Origin of the sequence: Polaromonas potterensis (assembly GCF_033446725.1) — a bacterium.
In the GTDB taxonomy this organism is placed as follows: Bacteria; Pseudomonadota; Gammaproteobacteria; order Burkholderiales; family Burkholderiaceae_C; genus Polaromonas.
In genome coordinates this window covers 175,390-194,337 of sequence record NZ_JAWQLX010000002.1, presented here as the reverse complement: position 1 = coordinate 194,337, position 18,948 = coordinate 175,390, and the positions used below count along the sequence as shown (strand labels likewise).

At 60.1% G+C, this 18,948-nt stretch carries 19 protein-coding genes; 5 read left to right on the top strand and 14 right to left on the bottom strand.

Annotated features, from left to right (window positions below; all coding sequences use genetic code 11):
* Positions 1-25: 25 nt before the first annotated feature.
* Positions 26-1,189, top strand: a complete 1,164-nt coding sequence (locus R6254_RS04040) for an acyl-CoA dehydrogenase family protein (RefSeq protein WP_318404621.1) — start codon at positions 26-28, stop codon at positions 1,187-1,189.
* 62 nt (positions 1,190-1,251) lie between these two features.
* Here the strand turns inward: R6254_RS04040 and R6254_RS04035 are convergent, their stop codons facing one another.
* Positions 1,252-2,277 (bottom strand): OmpA family protein, encoded by a 1,026-nt coding sequence (locus tag R6254_RS04035; protein ID WP_318404620.1) that lies wholly within the window; start codon positions 2,275-2,277, stop codon positions 1,252-1,254.
* Positions 2,278-2,705: 428 nt separating this feature from the next.
* Here R6254_RS04035 and R6254_RS04030 point away from each other — a divergent pair, with 428 nt between their 5' ends.
* From R6254_RS04030 to R6254_RS04015, 4 genes are all read left to right on the top strand, one after another.
* Complete coding sequence (locus R6254_RS04030) at positions 2,706-3,305, top strand: hypothetical protein (RefSeq protein ID WP_318404619.1); 600 nt, start codon at positions 2,706-2,708, stop codon at positions 3,303-3,305.
* Positions 3,306-3,444: 139 nt separating this feature from the next.
* Positions 3,445-4,620: a class I SAM-dependent methyltransferase gene (locus R6254_RS04025; RefSeq protein WP_318404617.1), complete on the top strand. Its 1,176-nt coding sequence runs from the start codon at positions 3,445-3,447 to the stop codon at positions 4,618-4,620.
* A gap of 133 nt (positions 4,621-4,753) precedes the next feature.
* Positions 4,754-5,482 (top strand): glutathione S-transferase, encoded by a 729-nt coding sequence (locus R6254_RS04020; RefSeq protein ID WP_318404615.1) that lies wholly within the window; start codon positions 4,754-4,756, stop codon positions 5,480-5,482.
* Positions 5,483-5,540: 58 nt separating this feature from the next.
* Positions 5,541-5,963, top strand: coding sequence for an H-NS histone family protein (locus R6254_RS04015; RefSeq protein WP_318404613.1), 423 nt, complete (start codon positions 5,541-5,543; stop codon positions 5,961-5,963).
* Positions 5,964-6,009: 46 nt separating this feature from the next.
* On the opposite strand, the gene R6254_RS04010 is transcribed toward R6254_RS04015, so the two are convergent.
* Genes R6254_RS04010 through R6254_RS03950 form a run of 13 tightly spaced genes read right to left on the bottom strand, consistent with a single transcriptional unit; the run spans position 6,010 to position 18,891 of the window.
* A complete protein-coding gene (locus R6254_RS04010) occupies positions 6,010-7,407 on the bottom strand; it encodes a sigma-54 dependent transcriptional regulator (protein ID WP_318404611.1) in 1,398 nt (465 codons plus the stop codon).
* A 16-nt stretch (positions 7,408-7,423) separates the two neighbouring features.
* The gene (locus R6254_RS04005; protein WP_318404609.1) at positions 7,424-9,523 is read right to left on the bottom strand and encodes a TadG family pilus assembly protein; all 2,100 of its coding nucleotides are present in this window, start codon (positions 9,521-9,523) and stop codon (positions 7,424-7,426) included.
* Between the two features lie 17 nt (positions 9,524-9,540).
* The gene (locus tag R6254_RS04000) at positions 9,541-9,867 is read right to left on the bottom strand and encodes a DUF3613 domain-containing protein (RefSeq protein WP_318404608.1); all 327 of its coding nucleotides are present in this window, start codon (positions 9,865-9,867) and stop codon (positions 9,541-9,543) included.
* A 34-nt stretch (positions 9,868-9,901) separates the two neighbouring features.
* Positions 9,902-10,636 (bottom strand): tetratricopeptide repeat protein, encoded by a 735-nt coding sequence (locus tag R6254_RS03995; RefSeq protein ID WP_318404606.1) that lies wholly within the window; start codon positions 10,634-10,636, stop codon positions 9,902-9,904.
* Between the two features lie 17 nt (positions 10,637-10,653).
* Positions 10,654-11,619: a type II secretion system F family protein gene (locus tag R6254_RS03990; RefSeq protein WP_318404605.1), complete on the bottom strand. Its 966-nt coding sequence runs from the start codon at positions 11,617-11,619 to the stop codon at positions 10,654-10,656.
* A gap of 13 nt (positions 11,620-11,632) precedes the next feature.
* Positions 11,633-12,616 carry a type II secretion system F family protein gene (locus tag R6254_RS03985; RefSeq protein WP_318404603.1) on the bottom strand — a complete coding sequence of 328 codons (984 nt, stop codon included), beginning with the start codon at positions 12,614-12,616 and terminating at the stop codon, positions 11,633-11,635.
* Complete coding sequence (locus R6254_RS03980; protein ID WP_318404601.1) at positions 12,609-13,922, bottom strand: TadA family conjugal transfer-associated ATPase; 1,314 nt, start codon at positions 13,920-13,922, stop codon at positions 12,609-12,611. Before R6254_RS03980 ends, R6254_RS03985 begins: the two co-directional genes overlap by 8 nt.
* Positions 13,906-15,177: a CpaE/TadZ family protein gene (locus R6254_RS03975; RefSeq protein ID WP_318404600.1), complete on the bottom strand. Its 1,272-nt coding sequence runs from the start codon at positions 15,175-15,177 to the stop codon at positions 13,906-13,908. Before R6254_RS03975 ends, R6254_RS03980 begins: the two co-directional genes overlap by 17 nt.
* A 2-nt stretch (positions 15,178-15,179) precedes the next feature.
* Complete coding sequence (locus R6254_RS03970) at positions 15,180-16,580, bottom strand: type II and III secretion system protein family protein (protein ID WP_412103101.1); 1,401 nt, start codon at positions 16,578-16,580, stop codon at positions 15,180-15,182.
* Positions 16,581-16,590: 10 nt separating this feature from the next.
* On the bottom strand, positions 16,591-17,532 hold the full coding sequence (gene cpaB / locus R6254_RS03965) for a Flp pilus assembly protein CpaB (protein WP_318404596.1): 942 nt from the start codon (positions 17,530-17,532) through the stop codon (positions 16,591-16,593).
* A 55-nt stretch (positions 17,533-17,587) separates the two neighbouring features.
* Complete coding sequence (locus tag R6254_RS03960) at positions 17,588-18,118, bottom strand: TadE/TadG family type IV pilus assembly protein (protein WP_412103100.1); 531 nt, start codon at positions 18,116-18,118, stop codon at positions 17,588-17,590.
* Between the two features lie 60 nt (positions 18,119-18,178).
* Positions 18,179-18,664 carry an A24 family peptidase gene (locus R6254_RS03955; RefSeq protein WP_318404594.1) on the bottom strand — a complete coding sequence of 162 codons (486 nt, stop codon included), beginning with the start codon at positions 18,662-18,664 and terminating at the stop codon, positions 18,179-18,181.
* Between the two features lie 44 nt (positions 18,665-18,708).
* Positions 18,709-18,891, bottom strand: coding sequence for a Flp family type IVb pilin (locus tag R6254_RS03950; RefSeq protein ID WP_318404592.1), 183 nt, complete (start codon positions 18,889-18,891; stop codon positions 18,709-18,711).
* Positions 18,892-18,948 lie beyond the last annotated feature (57 nt).

The window sequence follows — 18,948 nt, the reverse complement described above, 5'->3', positions numbered from 1 at the left end:
TATAAATAGTCCTCAAGGTGACACCATGATCGAAAGAACCCTTTTCTCAACGGACCATGAAGCGTTTCGCGACAGTTTCAGGCGTTTCATGGCGCAGGAAATTGCCCCCCACCATGCGGACTGGGAGGAGCAGGGTTATGTCGACCGCGCTGTGTGGAACAAGGCGGGTGAAAACGGATTTTTATGCATGACCATGCCCGAGGTTTATGGTGGCTCGGGCGCCGACAAGCTTTATTCGGTGGTGCAGATGGAAGAGCTGGCGCGCGGCGGCTTTTCCGGCATGGGGTACGGCTTGCACAATGAAATCGTCGCGCCTTACATTCTGCATTACGGCACCGAGGCGCAAAAACAGAAGTACCTGCCCAAACTCGCCAGCGGCGAAATGGTGGGCGCCATCGCCATGAGCGAGCCGGCCGCTGGCTCCGACCTGCAGGGCGTGAAAACCACCGCTCTCAAGCAGGCTGATGGCAGCTACTTGCTCAATGGCAGCAAGACCTTCATCACCAACGGCTGGCATGCGGATCTGGTGATTGTGGTCGCCAAAACCAACCCGACGGCTGGCGCCAAAGGCACCAGCTTGTTGCTGGTGGAGCGCGGCATGCCCGGTTTTGAAGTGGGCAAACGCCTGAAAAAACTCGGTCTCAAGGCCCAGGACACGTCCGAGCTGTTTTTCTCCGACGTGCGTGTTCCCGCCGAGAATCTGTTGGGCGGCGAGGCACACGAGAACCGGGGCTTCATCTGCCTGATGGAGCAACTGCCCTGGGAGCGTTTACAAATCGCCATCACAGCCGTCGCCTCGGCCCAGGCCGCAATTGACTGGACACTGGCGTATGTGAAAGAGCGCAAGGTGTTTGGCCAGCCGGTCGCCAGCTACCAGAACACGCGTTACACCCTGGCTGAGTTGCAAACCGAAGTGCAGGTCGCGCGCGTGTTTGTCGACAAATGCACCGAGCTGATCAGCCAGGACAAGCTGGACACCGCGACGGCCAGCATGGCCAAGTACTGGTGCTCGGACCTGCAATGCAAAGTCATGGATGAATGTGTGCAGCTTTTTGGCGGCTACGGCTACATGTGGGAGTACCCCATCACCCGCGCTTATGCCGACGCGCGCGTGCAACGGATTTACGGCGGCACCAACGAAATCATGAAAGAGGTGATTTCGCGGGCCATGGGCCTGGGTACCAAATAGCGGCCTTGACTTGTCCTCAGCAACGGCTCCGTGGCCTGGCACGGAGCCGTTGCTGATAGCGCTCAGTTGACGCGGCGCTCAATCACAATCTCTTCGACCTCCACCCGGCGGTTGGGAGCCAGGCATTTGATCAGCGCCGCCTGGTTGCGGTCCTGGCAGTTGACGACCGGGTTGGCCTTGCCCTTGCCGATGGCCGTCAGGCGATTGGCGCTGACGCCTTTACTCGCCAGGTAGCTTTTCACCGCATCCGCGCGGCGTTGGGAGAGCTTCAGGTTGTAGCTGTCCGCCCCGATGCGGTCGGTATAACCCGTCACGGTGATGTTGCCGGTGTATTGCCCGCCGCTCAAGGCCTGGACAATTTCGTCGAGCTTGGTCTGTGGCATACGCAGGTCGGCGCTGTCAAATTCAAACAGCTCGGTCGCCGACAAGGTGACCCGCTCAAACCGAGCGGGTGGGGGCGGTGGTGGCGGCGGAGGGGTGACCACAGGTTCGGGTGCGGGCGGTGGGTTGTACTGCGCGACCACCGGTGGTGCTGGTTTGTCAAAGTAGTAACTCACGCCGAAGTTCAGGGTGTTGCTGTTGGTCCGGTCCGCTCCAAAGAGGTTGTCGTCGCGCTGGTAGGCGCGGCTGCGGCGAAGATCGGCCTGCATAAACCATTGCTCGGACAGTGCCAGTTGAAACCCCAAGCCCAGGTTGATATAGGGCGAGGTCTGGCGGGCGTTGGGCAACTTGTCGTTTTCGGCCCCCACGCCAGCCAGCAGGAAGGGGCGGAAGTTGCTGCGGTTGAACAGGTACAGCGCATCGACACCCAGTGAGCTTTGCTCAAAACGCTGACCATTGTTGGTCGCTCGCGCCATGCTGCCGCCGACCTGGATGTCCCAGGACGGAGTGATCGCTTTGCCCAGACGAAGGCCAAGGCCGCCTAGATTTTTGTCGCCGTTGAAGCGGGAATCGGGGTCCACGATCGTCAGGGACGGCATGATGTAAATCGACGAGTTTTGAACGGGCTGGGCCAGCAGCAGGCCAGGGCCTGAACAAGCCAGTGCGGCCGCTGCAGCGGAAAGGTTGATGAGACGGTTCAGTTTCATAAGGGCTCCAAAAAAATGGATAAATAGGCCCATGGGCGTCAGTTCTGCCCGTGCCTGTACCAATCGCCACATTGCGACTGAGGCGGCAGTGCGCCTGTGGGAGCTATCCGCGTTGCGGCGTGAGAAAAGGCCTACCTGTTTCTGCTGGCGGAGTGGGGTGTCGCAAGCCCAAGCAGCCTCCTGGTAATTCGGGCACCTATATGGAAATTTTCTAACGCGGGGGGGTGAACGCACTCTTTGAAGCTACTTTTCGACATTTTTAACAGGCGCGGTGCTTGAAAATGCCATGTATCCGATCGTGACAACTTGTAATGAAAAGAATAGGATGTTTGTTGGTGATGAGCTGGCTGAATACTTGTCAACAGCTGATAACTCGAAGAACGTTTTGCAACGAGGTTGGGAAACCTCACTCAATCTCTTTTTTCGCCATGTCGCTTTTCGAAAATTTGTTTTCCCCTTCGCGCGCTATCAAGGACGGTCGTTCGGGGCCGGAGACCGGGCCGGTCCAGATGAGCCTGGAGGAACGCATGGCGTTTCGTCGGGAAATGCTTTTTGACTCGATCAACAGCACGATGAAGAGTTGGGGCATGGTGGGCGGAAGTTATCGGTTCAAGGTGGTGCGTGTCGACAAGCGCGGCCATACCTTTGCCGTGATGGTGGACCTGTCCACCGACTTCCTCCGCAACGAGCAGGGGCGACAAGAACCATTGGCGGCGCTGGGCGCCGCCATCAAGAAAAACGCCTTGAGCCGGTATGGGCTGGGTGTGCCGGCGGTGTACTGGCGCGTCAATGAAGAACTCAAGGGCCTGGATGCCCCGCGATCCGGTGAGGGCGTGCGAGCGGAGCCGGCCTCAGCACGAAGCTCCCGCTCGTCGGATGTTCGCCGTTACGAACGTGCGACCGCGGAAGAACTGGCGGCTTTCGAGGCCGCCTGGCAAAAAAGCAGCCAGATGACCATAGGCGACCGCACTTACGCGTCCGACCTCGCGCCGCTAGGCGACCTCGACAACGGAAAAGACAGCCGATAAAGGGCTGGGCTTAGTCCCGACAGCCGCCTTTGGGTGCGGCACCGGATAATAGAGGTCTATTCATCTACCGGTTTTTTGCAATGTCTCTCCTATTTTTGCGCTTGCAGCGCATCACCTGCATTGCCCCGAAAGTGCTCGCATGAGCGCGCCGGTCAACATCGAGTGGAGCGAAGCCGGCGAAACACGTTCTGCCCGCTGGCGCTCCGAAAGCGGCGCATTGCCGCCCAAACGTGTGGTTCTTGCCGACGATACCCTGAGCGCGGACGTGGCCTATCGTCTGACCAGCGAAGGCACGGCCTTGTTGTGGCGCGGTGATTTCCAGAACGCACGGCATTTGGTGCAGGCCCTGGCCAGGCGCATCGACAGGCCTAAAAAGGCCAAAAAAGCCAAGCCAGGCCTGCCTGAACCTTCTTCTGCAGACGTCTTCAACCTGCACCGTCAGGCGCAGTCGCAACGGGCGCGCACGCTGGCCATGGTGGTGCTGGAATTTGACGGCGCACATCACAGCGCGCTGCGGCGTGCGCCGAACGTGGTGCAGGCCTGCCGCGAGGTGTATGGCCCCGGCGACCTGGCGCAAGGTCCTTACGTGATGTCGCTGCGGGAACTGCTGGGGTTGATCAGCGCGCACGAGTGGCGCAGCAAAGGGGTCGAGATTGCCGCCTTGGGCGGTCAGCGTATCCACCCGCATTACGGCGTGTTTGCGCCCGTGCGCAGCGAATATCTGGGCCTGGTGGCCGACACCGCCTTGCCGCCGGCCTTGGCGACTGGCAGCGTGGCTTTCGACATCGGCACCGGCACCGGCGTGCTGGCGGCGGTGCTGGCGCGCCGGGGCGTGGACCGGGTCGTGGCGACGGACCAGGACCCGCGGGCCATGGCTTGTGCGCGCGACAACATCAAACGACTCGGGCTGAGCGCCCAGATCAACCTGCTGCAGGCAGACCTGTTCCCAGAAGGGCGCGCGCCGCTGATCGTCTGCAACCCGCCCTGGGTGCCGGCCCGCCCCAGCTCACCGATTGAACACGCGGTGTACGACCCCGACAGCCGTATGTTGCGTGGTTTTCTCAGCGGACTGGCGGCCCATCTGATCCCTGGCGGAGAGGGCTGGCTGATCCTGTCGGACCTGGCAGAACACCTGGGCCTGCGCACGCGTGCGGACTTGCTGGCCTGGGTGGATGCCGCCGGTTTGCAGGTGCTGGCACGTGTGGACGCCCAACCGCAACACAGCAAGGTGTTTGACGTGGACGATGCCTTGCACGCGGCCCGGGCGGCCGAGGTGACCTCGCTCTGGCGGCTGGGTGCCAAAGCGGCTGCTTGACAGTAGCTATGAATGTGATAGCTGCTTGCGCCCGTGTATAAAGGGCTGGAGGCTTATTTCATTTAAATTTCCTGCCAAAAGCAGGCTGACGGCACTTTAGCCGGCTGGCCTGTTTCAAGAAAAGGACATCGCCATGCCTTACGAACTGCATTACTGGCCCACCATTCAAGGCCGCGGTGAGTTTGTGCGGCTGGCGCTGGAGGCCGCCGGTGTCGATTATGTGGATGTCGCACGCGGCCAAGGCAAGCCGGGGCAGGGCCTGGCGGCCACCTTGGCCTGCATGCAAGACCCGGCGCTGGAACAGCCGCCGTTTGCGCTGCCTTTTCTGGTCCATGGCAAACACACCATAGCGCAGACCGCCGCCATCCTGCTGTACCTCGGGCCGCGCCTGGGCCTGGTGGGCAAAAGCGAAACCAGCCAGTTGTGGACGCATCAATTACAACTGACCATGGCCGACCTGGTGGCGGAAGTCCATGAGACACATCACCCGATCGCGAGCAGCCTGTATTACGAAGACCAGAAGGCGGAGGCCGGCAAACGGGCGAAGGCCTTTCGCCAGCTGCGACTGCCCAAGTTTTTGGCCTGGTTTGAAACCGTGCTGGCACGCAATCCCAAAGGTCCCGAACACCTGGTCGGCGCGCGCCTGAGTTACGCCGATCTGTCCTTGTTCCAGTTGGTCGATGGTTTGCTCTACGCCTTTCCGAAAGCGAGCAAGCGGGTGCTCAAATCGGCGCCCCACCTGACCGATCTGCACCTGCGGGTGGCGCAACACCGGCGTGTGGCGGCTTACCTGGCCAGCGACCGGCGGATTGCGTTCAACGAAGAAGGCATTTTCAGGCGCTACCCCGAGTTGGACGGCTGATACGGCGGCTTCTTTGGCAGAGGGCTAATCCCGCAGCCGTTCAGAAAACGTGAAGTGAATGAGTGGCGAGGGCTGCTCAGTGTGCCATGTGAACTCGTTAAAATTCCAGCTTTCGGCCATCAAGGATTCCTACATGACGACGCATTCGAAGCTCGACGAAATAGACAACGAAATCTTGAAGCTGGAAGAGCGGATTGCGGAACTTCAGAGTCGCAGGGCCGAATTGCTCAACATGGAAAAGACCGCCAAACTCGCAGAGGTGCGCAAGATCATTTCCCAGTACGGCATCACCGCCAGCGAATTGAAACTCCCCGCCAAAACAGGCAAGGGCCGGAAAAACGCCGCCGCGCCGGCGCCAGTTGCCAAGGTGAAATACCGCAGTGCCGCCGGGGAAACCTGGTCCGGTGGACGCGGCCGCAAACCCCAGTGGGTCAAGGAGGCGATGGCCGCCGGAACACTGGAGCAGTCGGCCGTCAAATAAAAAAAAGCCCTCAGCAGGACTTTTTTCTTTCGCGCGTCGCCGGCCTTCAGTCCGGTAGTGGAATGCCGGGCTCGCCATTGCTAATCTGGTATTTGCGCATTTTTTCCCAAAGCACCTTGCGGCTGATGCCCAGCAGTTGCGCCGTTTCGAGCCGCCGCCAATCTTTGGTTTCCAGCGCGCTGATGATGCGGTTGCGTTCCGTCGCGTCCCAGTTTCGGCGTGCGGCGGGCTCCGGAAACTCGGCTTCGGCGGGCGCGGGCACAGGCGGCGACATACGTCTGGCCAAGGTCAAGGCGCGCTCAATCAGCGTCTGGTCCCATGCGCCGGTTTGCCGCACGATCACCCCAACGCGTTCGGCCAGATTGCGCAATTGCCGCACATTGCCGGGAAAGTACATGTCGGCAATGGCGTCGGTCAGCCAGTAGGGCAAATCCGGCAGGTTCTCGCGGTGTGTATCGCCCATCACCGAGGCCATGACCGCTTTGAAGATGGCAATTTTGTCCACCGCGCCGCGTTCTTCCAGCGATGGCACTTGCAGTTCGATCACCGCCAGCCGATAGAACAGGTCGGACCGAAAATCGCCCGATTGCACCAGCTCGCGCAGATCGCAATTGGTCGCCGCCACCAGGCGGAAGTCGAGCTTGATAGGAACCGTCGAACCGAGCCGGGTGACCATGTTTTCTTCCAGCACGCGCAGCAGCTTGACCTGCTGGTAACGCGGCAGGTCGCCAATCTCGTCCAGGAATAGCGTGCCGCCCGTGGCCTGCTCAAAGTGGCCCCGGTGTGCATGTACCGCTCCGGTGAAGGAGCCTCTGGCGTGGCCGAAAAAAAGCGACTCAAACAAGCCGTCGGGAATGGCGCCGCAGTTCACCGCAATGAACGGTCCTTTGCCATACAGACCGTGACCCGCATGCAGCTGTTGGGCAATCCGCTCCTTGCCCACGCCGGTTTCGCCGTGGACCAGCACATTGTGGTCGCAGTCGGCAAAAGCCGTCACCTCGGCCAGCAGCGACTGCATGCACTCGGAGTTGGCCACCAGCACGTCGGGCCGGTCCGGTGTGGCTTCGTGGGCGCGCATCTGCTGCACCAGCTTGGTCACCAAGGTGCGCAGCTCAGCCCCGGTGAAGTCAAAGGGCAGGATGTGCTGGTATTCCGCCGGGTAGTTTCGCGTGTCGCGGTCCCGGTTCGCCGCGGCCACCCAGATCACCGGCATGCCTTGCAACACCTCGCTGGCCATAGGCAACCCCCCACTGTCGATCACCGTGACACTGATGATGCCCAAACCCACCCGCCCCTTGGTGCGCTCCTGAGGATGAGGAATGCCGTCGGCGCGTATCACCTCCACGTCGAAACTGGCCATGCAACGCGCGATGCGGTCAAGGATGTCGGCCTTGCCTTCCCAGACATAGAGATCTAGTTCGTCGAAGTGGAATGGGGTTCGCATGCGGGGAGGTTTCTGTTCAGTAGACCAGTTCGGCGCCTTGTTGGCAGCTTAGCCGGGCACCAACGGATGCCTCGTTGAGATCAATACCCAGCGTCTGAAGCAATTTAGTCAGTAAAGGATCGAGCAAGGGGGCTAATACGCCTTTAACCACATTCTGGAGTGTTGAAACTAGTGCATTCACGGTGTCCAGTGTTCCTGCTAAAAGAGCGCTTAAAAGACCAGCGGAGTTGCTGCGGTACACATTTATATTCACATTACCTATGGTGCTGCCAATTTGTGCAATCAGATCAGTGACCGATAATTTTTTGAACGAGCTGTCGTTGTTACTGAACGGAACTGTGATGTCGGGGAGGTTGTCAGCCGGTGGGGTGACGTACAACAGTGAGTGTCCCTGTCCAACCGTGCTCAGGGAGGAGCCAACCTGCGCTCCGACGCCTGCGATGATGTTCTTTGCCGCCGTGGCTTTGGCTCCCCAAGTGCCATTGGGTTGTTTCCATTTCCAGCCACCACAGAGAACAGCAAGTAGGCAGACGTCCGGTTTAGCCGTTGTGTAGCCCAGCTCCACTAACGCCACTGGAGCGACGGTTGGTGGGGTTTTGGAGAGAAAAGCGTTCCCTATCTGTCCCACTCGTACATCGGCAATGGGTGCGCGCGCTTGGACGGTCAAAGTCTTTGACTCCGAACTGTTGCAGTTGTAGTCTGTGATGTAAGCCTCGGCGTTACCGACCTCGAGGCTGATATCCACACGCGCCGGCAGCGCCTGGGTATACATTTCTTCGTACTCGGGACAGCTCGGTAAAAGAATGGGAATAGGACAAGCCACGGCGCCCAATAGTTGCTCGACTGCACTCTTGAGTTGGAGATTCAAAACACTGTTAACGGCACTGGTTAGCGGAGATATCGCCGAGAAAACGGCGTTTCCAATATCTGAAATTTTTCCTGCAACCCCTGACAGATCCAACGATGCCATTGTCCGGATCTGCGCAGTTCGGACATAAATGCGATTTGGCCCAAGTGGATCGGCTTTCGCTAACCGTGGGTCGCCGATAGCAGAGAGTTGCGGTGGCTCGATCACCTGCAACCTCACGTTACTGTCAACCAGTCCGGGTACAGATAGAAGAGGTATGCTGGCGACAGCAGCATTCTGTCCATTAGCCAGTTGAACAAGGCCCTGGACCAGTTGAAATGCTTGGAGGTCGATACGCAATCCCTCCGCAGGCGTGCTCGTTGCGACGCCCAGCAGGTCACCCAGCTTGAGCAATGGATTGGCGGCCCCCGCTTGCGCCGTTACCTTGATTGCCTTCAGTGCGTTAACAGCCACTTCGGCCGTTGGACCGGCGCGGTTCATGACATCAATTGCGGCCTGAAGTAACTGACCAATATCGGTATTTGTACCTAAAACTTGATCGTATTTTCCTGCCTCGATATTCAAATTCACGGCCAGCTGGTCAAGGTAATCGAGCAGTTTTATGTTGTTGTTCACTAGCCCGTTCCAGCCGACCGCGTCCAAGGCAAGGTTACCGCCCAGCATCCCGCCGACTACGGCGTTGAGTACATCAGACTGTTCGGTGTTTACGCTGACCAGGGTATTGCGAATTTGCAACCTTGCCGTGGTTGACGCATTGGCTGCAGTGGCCGTTGCTTTCACGAGTCGACTGTCACTTCCCCAGTTAAAAACGAAAAAATAGGGAACCATTCGAGACACATTCACACGCACGGCGTTCAGCGGTGTTCGGCTTGTGTCAAAGTAACACGCGGGGTTGCAAGTGGCACCGGGCTCCACGACCGGGGGCAACTTTGGGTTCCAGTTTCCACAATCCGCTGGCGAGAAAATATCTGCATTCGTCCCGCTAACTCGCAATCCATTGAGTTTCGCATTCGACTGGGCGTGCGACTGGACGACGCTGCAGCCTTCGCCAGTGCTTTGCGCCCCCGCCAGCGCCGCCATGTCTGCAATCTTCTGCAACTCCCGTTTCTGCCAGAACAGGTTGCCAATATCCAGCCCCATTAACACGATCAGCGCCACCATCATCCAGATCGCGCCCATGAGGGCAACTACGCCCCGTTGCTGCAACTGATGGGGACTTTTTCCGGAGATGCGTGGATTTATCGACATGACTGTCTGGCGGTGTCTTATTGCGCCTTGTTGCCGCTGGTACTGGAAATGCTCGACCCCATGCGTTCGGGGATGGGGTGTTTGAAGCTGTCTAGATAACGCTGGTAGCTCAACCCAGCTTGCTCGCCGGGAATGGGCCGGTCGGGCCCGGTGGCGTTGCGCTGCAAGGACAGCAACTGGCGGGTGGCATCGCCGACACGCAGGGGTTCCACGGCTACCGCCGCCGGGGCTGCTGGCACGGGTGTCGGCGGCGTTTGGGCCGAGGCTGGGAACCCCAGGGCGCCGACAGCGAGTAACACGCCGGTTGGCCAGACGATCCGGTGAGTGAGAATGTTTTTATTCATGAGCTAACTCCTTGAAAAGCGGGCCTGACCGCCATCAGTTGCTGAACGGCCATTGCGAGGTCTTGAGCCGCAAGGGCACCGGGGTGGAATTGGCCACCAGCGCACGGTCTGGGTTGACGAGTTGCACTTCCCGCTCGATGGCTTCGCGCTGGTTGGACGACATCTTGGCGCGGTCCATCACGGCGTCGGCCTGCGCACGCTGTCCATCGACCAGCAGGAACAAGGCCAGGTTGCCTTGCACCTTGGCCAAACTTGGCTGCAACTGCGACGCCTGCATCACCGGTACCCGCGCTTGCGCCACACGGCCGGCTCGCATGTAGGCATAAGCCAGATCACTCAGGACGACGGCATCTGTCGGGTTGCGGCGCTGCGCCTGCTCCAGCATCTGGATCGACTGCGGGAAGTCGCCACGCGCACCGGCGATCAGCCCCAAGCCTCGGTAGCCCGCCGCTTCAACCGGTGTGCCCATCAGTTTGCGGTAGATAGCGGCGCTCTCGTCGAGCTGGCCGGTCTGGCGCAAGGCGTCGCCGCGCATCAGTTGTGTCTCGGGCGACACGCCGTTTTGCTGTTCCATGGCATCAATGTGCGCCAGCGATGCAAACCACAAACCTTTCTGCTGCATCTGCTGGATCAGGTTGATATAGGTGCTCAGCGGATTGATGGGCGCTTCGGCAGACGGTATCGCGGGCGCTCGGGCCGAAGCCAGTCCATAGCCGGAGGGCGCGGCGCAGCCAGCAAGCGCCAATGTGCCGGCAATAGCGCTTGTCATGCAAAAAAATCTGATTTTCATCGGGCCATAGCTCCCAGGGAACGAATGATGGCCAGGAAGCCTGGCCCGGCGGTCACCAGGATCAGCGCTGGCAACAGCGTGGTGACCATGACAACTGTCATCTTGACGGTGATCTTGCCGATTTGCGCCTTCATTTCCGACTTGCGCATCTCGCGCAGGCGCTCGCTGAACTGGCGCAGCGGCTCCTGGACGGCGCCGCCATGCCGGTCCACCTGGACCAGCAAGGCCACGAGGTTGCCGAGATGTGCGTTGTCATGAAGCTGACCGAAACGTTGCAGGGACTGCTCGCGTGTGCGGCCCTGGCTGTATTGGCGGTTGGCGATGTCGAGTTCCTTGCCAAGCACCTTGAGCACGGTCCGAAAGTCGTGGGCGATGACTTGCAAGGTCTGGTCCAGGCTCAGTCCGACGCCCTGCAGCAGACCAATCAGGTCCACCAGCAGCGGAAGCTCGCGCGCCACCAGGCGTTTACGCTGGGCGGCAAACCACTTCAAGAACCATTTGGGCCCAAGAACGCCCGCCGTGAACAGCGCCGCAGCATAGACGAACTGGGTTTCCCCGGGTGCCAGCGCATAGTAGAGCGCAGGCAACAGCGCAGCCAGCGCCACGCGGGTTGCCAGAAAGCTCAGTTGTGCTCGCAGTGAGGGAAAACCGCATTGCTCGATCAGCCGCCGGTCTTCGTTGACCACGAGCAGCCGCCCCATGCGCGAGTCCAGCCAGCGCGCTGCCGCGCCTTCCTCGCGCAGAGAGGTGGTCCAGAGCACCTCCCGTGTTTCGGGCGCAGCGCTGGGGCGTGACCGGTCCGGCATTGCTGCAGAACCGGCGGTGTTGCGATGCATGACGCGCTCGATGGCGCGTTGGCCTTGCGCGCGGCGCCACTGCTGGACCATCAGGAGCACGCCCAGGGCCAGCATGCCCAGTGCGACCAGTCCAAGGGCGGTCATCATGAGTTGCTGCGGGGTCATGGTTCGTGCTGCCTCAGCTCAGCCGTGCCAGGCGGTACAACAGGAAGGCTCCGATCAGTTGCAGGCCCAGCGCCCCATAAAGCATGCTGCGTCCGGTGGGGTCGTCCCACATGCGTATGAAGTAGGACGCGTTGATGACAATGATGCCCGCGCCCACCAGCACAGGCAGCAAGCCCAGAACCCACGCCGACAAGCGTGTTTCTGCAGACATCGCGATCAACTCCGCGTCAGCCTGTTCGCGGTCGCGCATGAAGTTGGCCATGCGTTCTAGCAGAATGTCGGCCCGGCCGCCGTAGCGCACGCTCAGGCCCAGAATGGAGGCGAGCAGATGGAGTTCATCGATCTGCATGCCGCGAGCCACTTGTAGCAACGCTGGCTCGAGTTCTACACCGGCCCTGATCAGCGCACTCACATCGTCTAGATAATGCCGCAGCGGCGCCTTGATTGCGGGCACCGAAATCTGGAACGCTGCATGGGTGGAGTTACCGATGTTGATCAGCCGCACCATGGAATCAAGAAACCCCGGCAACTGACGCACAAGTTGGCGTCGGCGATGCTGCGCGCGGTACCAGACAAAAAAGAACGCGCCCAGCACCAGCATCGCGGCCAGGCCTACCGCAGGCACCATGCCCGCGGCTAACCCGGTGAAGGTCACCAGAACAACAATCAAGGTGACCAGCCCCAGCAGGGCACGCGGGCTGAGTACGCCCAACTGCCAGGCCGGCAACAGCCAGTGAGTCAGGCGCGCGCCCCAGCGGCTCAGCTGTTTGCCGTCGGTCGCCCCACCGGTGAGTGCGCCCGTACCCTCGCTGGATGCACGCCCACCTGGGTAAAAAAAGACCTCGGTGTTTTCGCTGGCCTCTGCTGCGAGACGTTTGTCCAGATGCTGGCCGACGGCCTGGCGCGACTGCCGGCCCTGGGCCCAGAGCCAGAACGACAGGCCCGCCGCTAGCAGCAGCAAGGCCAGACTCATGACCGTGAAGGCCGCGCTAGACACGTCCGTCCCCGTTGAGCTTTTGCAGCGCCTGCCGGAAGCGTGCGAGCTTGGGCGAGTGTGGTGTGATGCCGAGCGTGACCCAGCGGTCGCGTTCGGTGCCGTCGGGGTTTGGGGCGGGCTCGTAGCGGTAGAGCTCCTGCATGGCCACCACACTGTCGTTGAGCCCGGTGACTTCGGTTACGGACAGGATGCGGCGCTGGCCACTGGACAAACGGCCAATCTGGATGATGAAGTCCACGGCATTGGCAATCTGTCGGCGCAAGCTCACCTCGCTGCCCTGGTAGCCGGCAAATCCCGCCAGCATCTCCAGGCGGTAGATACATTCGCGTGGTGAACTGGCGTGGATGGTGCCCATGGAGCCGTCATGGCCGGTGTTCATGGCTTGCATCATCTCCAGCACCTCGCCGCCGCGGACCTCGCCGACGATGATGCGGTCGGGTCGCATGCGCAGGCTGTTGCGCAGCAGGTCGCGAATGGCAACTACGCCGGATGCGTCGAAGCCACCGGGCCGGCTTTCCAGGCGCACCACGTGCGGGTGGTTGAGCGACAGTTCTGCCGTGTCTTCGATGGTGACGACACGTTCGGTTTCGGGAATGAAGGTGGCGAGCGCGTTGAGCAGCGAGGTTTTTCCAGAGCTGGTCCCGCCGCTCACAATGATGTTGCAGCGTCCCTGAACGGCTATCTCCAGCAACTGACAGATGGGCGTGTCGAAGGTTCCGAGTTTCACCAGGTCGGCCGGGCTCAGCGGGTCTTTGCGAAACTTACGGATAGACACCGCCGGGCCGTCGATGGACAAGGGTTCGATGATGACGTTGATGCGCCCTCCGTCCGGCAAGCGGGCGTCAACCATGGGGTTGGACTCATCCAGGCGTCGTCCGATGGGCGCGAGGATGCGCCGCACGATGCGTAGCACGTGGTCGTCGTCGGTGAAACGCAAGGACACCCGCTGCAAAATGCCGTGGCGCGACACATACACGTGTTTGTGCCCATTGATGAGAATGTCTTCGACGGCAGGGTCCTGCAGCAAATCCTCAATGGGACCGAAACCAGAGAGCTCCTTGGTCAGCGCCTCGGCAATCAGGCGCGTTTCGGCATCGTTGATGGGCACGCGCTGCAGCCGCACGAAGCTATCCAGCTCCAGGTCGACGAACTGCTGGATGGCGGTGCGTGACCAGCGGCCGAATTCCGCGCCCAGTTCCTCGATGCGGTTGAGCAGGTGCTCGTGCGCCCAGGACTTGATGTCCTGGAACTGCTGGGTCTGCATGAAAGCCTGCCCATCGTCCGCGAATTCAATTTCCGTTGACATGGGTGCCTCCCCTCCATTTATCCGCAAAATGCGATAGTTTCTCCACCCATGGCGAGCGCGGCGGCCTGCGCCCGGATGAGGGGGCCAGCAGTTGCCGGGCGAGCGTCTGCAAGCCCTGGACGAAGGGATCACCCCGGTGGACTGCGGCCAGCAGTTGCCCGCGACTGCAAGCGTTCATCAGTGCCGCGCTACGTGAGGGCAGCACGGCATCCAGCGTAAGGGCGAGGCGGTCCGCGATGTCCTTGGCGGCGATGTCCACATGAACATCGAAGCGGTTCACGATCAGACCAAAATCCTTCAGCTCCACACCACGCTCTCGTAGTTCCGTCAACATCTGAGTGGTGGAGACTATGCCCCCCAGGCTTTGGTCGCAGACCACCCACACCCGGTCTCCCTGGGCGCGGCTCAAGACCTGGGCCAGGAAGTCGAGGTTGGAGAAGCCGCCGAAATCGGCCACTTGATAATGGAAGAAATCGCGTAGTCGGCCGATCAGCGCCACACTGTCTCCATGCGAAATCTCGCGCATCTGCGTCAGGTTGGCAGGCAAGGGCAACACCGCCACACCACTGGCCTGACGGGCCAGCGTGGTCTGTATCAAGGTCGAGTCCATGCGTTTCAAATTACGCACGCCGTCCACAAAGCTGAAGTCGCTGCTCATGTCCATGTACAGCAAACCGTCGCCGGCGGGCAAACCCAGGTCCAGCAACGCCACCTCCCGGTGCCCAGCCTGGCCGGCTTCGCGCAGCACCTGCGACAAGTTGCAGGCGATGGTGCTCACGCCCAAGCCGCCGCGGGCGCCCAGCAGCACGGCGACCCGACCGGTTTCAGTCATGCGCGATGCTGAGGCGCGACCGCGCAGAACCTGAAGCACCTCCTCGGCGGCCATCTCCAGGCCAATAAAGTCGTCAACACCAGCGCGCAAGGCCGCCAAGGTAGCCCCGGGCTGGGTGACCGAGCCCGCACCCAAAACCGGCATTCCGGGTTGAAGCTTGCGAAGGTCCTCGACCAGCGTTGTCATCGTCTGCGCATCGGCTGCCGAAAAATCGAAAATTACCGCCACCGGAAGCAGTGCGACCAGGCGTTCCTTGAGTAGAGTCATATCGGGCTCCACCTGCGCCAAGGCGTATTGCCCTGCGAGGGTTATCTCGAACTGACGGCCGTGTTCAGCGGTGCCCGACACCCACAGGCAAACCTCGGTCACTTGCTCAACAAAGGGCGCGTGTCTGGCGTTCATGCTGCTGGAACGTAGCGTCATGTTCAGTCGGAAAACCCGGGCAGAGCATCCTGGCTCGCACCGCCGGCCAGGTAAGACCGCCAGACGGCGCCATCGCGCTGCTCGGCGCGCCCAGGTAGCATGGGCTGCAGGTCTGTGCCTTTGGCGATGGGCTTGACCAAGTGCGGCGTGACTATGATCACCAGTTCCTTTTCGTTTTGTTTGTAGGTCTGGCGCTTGAAGAAGGTCCCCAAAATCGGTATATCGCCCAGCATTGGGACCTTATCGACATCGGAAAGAGTGGTTCGGCTGACGAGCCCTCCGATCACGAAGCTCTCGCCATTGCCGAGTTCCACCATGGTGTCCACCCGGCGCGTGGTGATGGCCGGCACGGCAATGCCATTGATGGTGACGGCATTCGTGAAGTCCAGGTCGCTGGCTTCCGGTGCGACTTTCAGGGCAATCCGGTCGTTGGCCAGCACTGTCGGCGTCAAGGACAGGCCAATGCCGAAGGGCTTGTACTGGATGCTGATGGTGCCCAGGCTTTGCGGCACCGGAACGGGAATCTCACCGCCGGCCAGGAAGCTCGCACTTTGCCCCGACATTGCCACCAACGTTGGTTCGGCCAACACACGCGCCAGACCATTGCTTTCGAGAATGCCGAGGTTGGTCACGATGCCGCTGCGGGTGGAACTGAACACGAGGTTGAAGGCCTGGGCCAGCGGCGTGATGCCGCCAAAGCTGATGGGGGCACTGCCTCCGCCAGAAAACGAGCGCACGCCGCCGGGCGCAAACACGCCGAACCCGAAACCATTGCGGTTGGTGAAAAAATTGAATCCCGCTTCTTTCAATACACTTTTGCTGAACTCCACCACTTTCACATCTACCTGGACGATGTTGCTCCGGACATCGACCACCGAGCGGTCGACAAGCACGGGTTTTCCGGACGCATCGCCGGCTACCGCGGCCAGTTGCTGGTGACTGTCTACATCAGGCAGGCGACCTTCGATCACCACTGTTTTCCCGTAGGTTTCAACGCGGCCCTTGCCAGACAAGGGGGCCGCAGCCTTTCCACTGACCTGGATGGCGTAGCGCTGTGGTGCCTTGCCGCCTTTGGGCCACACCAGCAAGGTGGTCCGGCCGGCGGCTTTGCCCAACACCAGAATACGTGCACCTGCCGTGCCTTTGGCGGACCGCAGAATGGTCGCATCGGCCACGGCCGGGTCACCAATCGCCAGGCGCTCCAGACTTTTTTCCACCAGGATTTCGTGCTGGTCGCCGACCTGCAGGGTGAGCGGTTTCTCTTGTGTTGCGGTTTGCACTGCCGGCTGGGCCAGGGTTGACAGCGGCGTCGTTGCCGCGCCCGCCAGCAATAAAAAAGCTCGAAGAACGCGGGATGAGGTAGGCGTTGGGCGGGAACGAATTGAATGAGAATGATGGAGCATGTTGGGGTTTTCAGTAGGTCACAATTTCCTGCTTGGCGCCGCGAATGAATTCCACACTCACCACATCCAGTGCCGCTGGCCGTTTGTCCACAGGACGGTTGTTGGCGCGCTGGGTCACCACGGCGTGAACCGGTAAAGCGCTGTCTTTCGCACGCCCGGCGAGGGTGCTCAGGGCCGTACCGGCGGCAGCGTGGTCAGAAGCGGCAGGGGGTCGTGTTTGCGACGGGTGACGCGGGGCAGGCACCATGGACATCATCCAGGGGGCGGTCGTTTTCGGGTCGGGTTCAGCCGTGTCCTTGGGATTGCGCAGCGCCAGCAACAGTCGCCCATTGGCTTCACCGAGCAGGATCGGGTTCACTTCTTCTACCGGGACCGCCAGGATGGCCGTGCGTGCGCCGCCAGCAGTTTGGCTCGGGTCTTTCTGCACACCATCGACGGAACTGGCACCGTAGGCCAGGACGCGTTTGCGCGACAGGAGCAGTCGTGCCTGACTGCTGTCGATCTCATGGCCATCACGCTTGAGCACAAAAAAAACGTCGACGAAATCCCCCGGTCGCACCTTGTGGCCCACGCCTATGGCTTCATCCACCTTGACGGCCACGGCACGTTCGCCTTCGGCGATTTTGATTGACAGGCCAGAGGCCAGTTGTTGGTCGACGATAGGCGCACCAGCGCTCATGTCAATGATGGGAACGCGGCCCACCACCAGTTGCGGATCGTGGAAGGCATCGGTCGGTTGCATGGGCAGACGTTCGATGCGTAAATCCTCTGCCTTGATCGCCTGGCCGGCCGGCAAGGACTTGTCGGCCACGACCACCGCATAGCTGGCCTTGGCCGCAGCAACAGGCGGGCCCGAGGGCACGGGCTGACGGCTCAGCGTCCAGGCATAAATGCCAAGCGCCAGCCCTGCGAGTACCAGCACGGCCGCAATAATTTTGGTGAGATGGACCATGATGATGTCTCCCTGCCGTGAGAACGCGGCGCATAGATTTTTTAGTTCTGCTGACTCACAGCGTATTGACCTGGACCACGGCGGACCCTTGCAGGGCGGTTGGCGTTGGCAGGCTAAAACTTCCGAGCAGTTGCGGCACCATGGGGTGAGCCTGGTAGTCATAGCGCACAGTCACGGTGAAGCAGCGGTGCGAGGTCGCATAGGAACAGGGATCATTCTTGACAGAGACCCCGGGAGCCGCAGGGCCGCCGCTGCAACCACTGCCTGCGCCTAAGCCGCCCATGTTCTGAAGCCAGCTCAAGGGTAAAAGCGCAGCCGCGCAGGCATTGTTTTGTCGGGCGGTCAACGTGTCCGCAGCCCCGCCGGGATAACGCAGCGCTGCGCGCCCGCCTTCGGCCGCGGCGAGTGTCAGCGTTTGCTGGGCCGCAAAAATCAGGCCGTAAGTGGTTATAGCGTAAAAAATTAGAAAAAATGCGGGAAACAAAAAAGCAAATTCGATAGCCACGGTTCCCCGCATATTTCCTTGTGCGCAGCGCAGCGTTCGGGGACGTTCGATACCGTCTTCAGTCTTCTTTTTCTGAGTCATGAAAGCCTCCCAATATCGTCAGCACCTGGGCTTTGAGCTTTGTCTCTTGCTCCATATCCGCTAGGTCGATGAATTCCAAAACAAAACAATCACCGCGCCTGCGGCGAGGCAAGCTGCATAAGGGGTTTCCCGCTTCCACCGATTCCTCTGGAAAAGCGCTGGCGGCGCCATGTCCGCTTTGATCTCGTTGGCAACAGGTGCATAGGTTCTTCGCTCTAGACAACGGGTCGCCAGAATAAAAATGCCGTGTAATCCCGCAATTACCGAGCCAACCGTCCAGACAAGAATGATTAATTGCCAACCCATCCAAAGTCCCAGGACGCCAGCGAACTTAATATCGCCTGCACCCATAAGGCCCATGGAATAAAAAATCAATAAGCCGAAAAAAGCAATGAGTGCACCAACTACTGCCTGCGGCCAAGTCAAATTAAATGGCTGGATATCAAAAAATAAAGTAAGCGCGGCGGAAAAACTTCCCGCAATTACCAACCAATTAGGAATGCGACGCTTACGCAGATCGAATACTGCTGCGAAAAGCAGGAACAACAAAAAAAGAGAGGTGCCAGCTGATCGCACAAGCAGTCAATTAGTTATGTCGGGGCGGGAGGGGGGGCAAGTGTGTTGCTGATAGTTTGGAAGATGGTTTTTAGCTTGGTACCAATTTCTCCCACCGGCGCCAGAATCAAGACAGCAATCAAACCTGCGATCAAACCGTATTCAATTGCACTGGCGCCTTCTTCATCTTTGAGAAAACGAATAATGGAATTTTTCATAATGACCCTTTCATTTAAAAAACAAACCTAAATTTCAAATCAAATATCAGGCTTCGC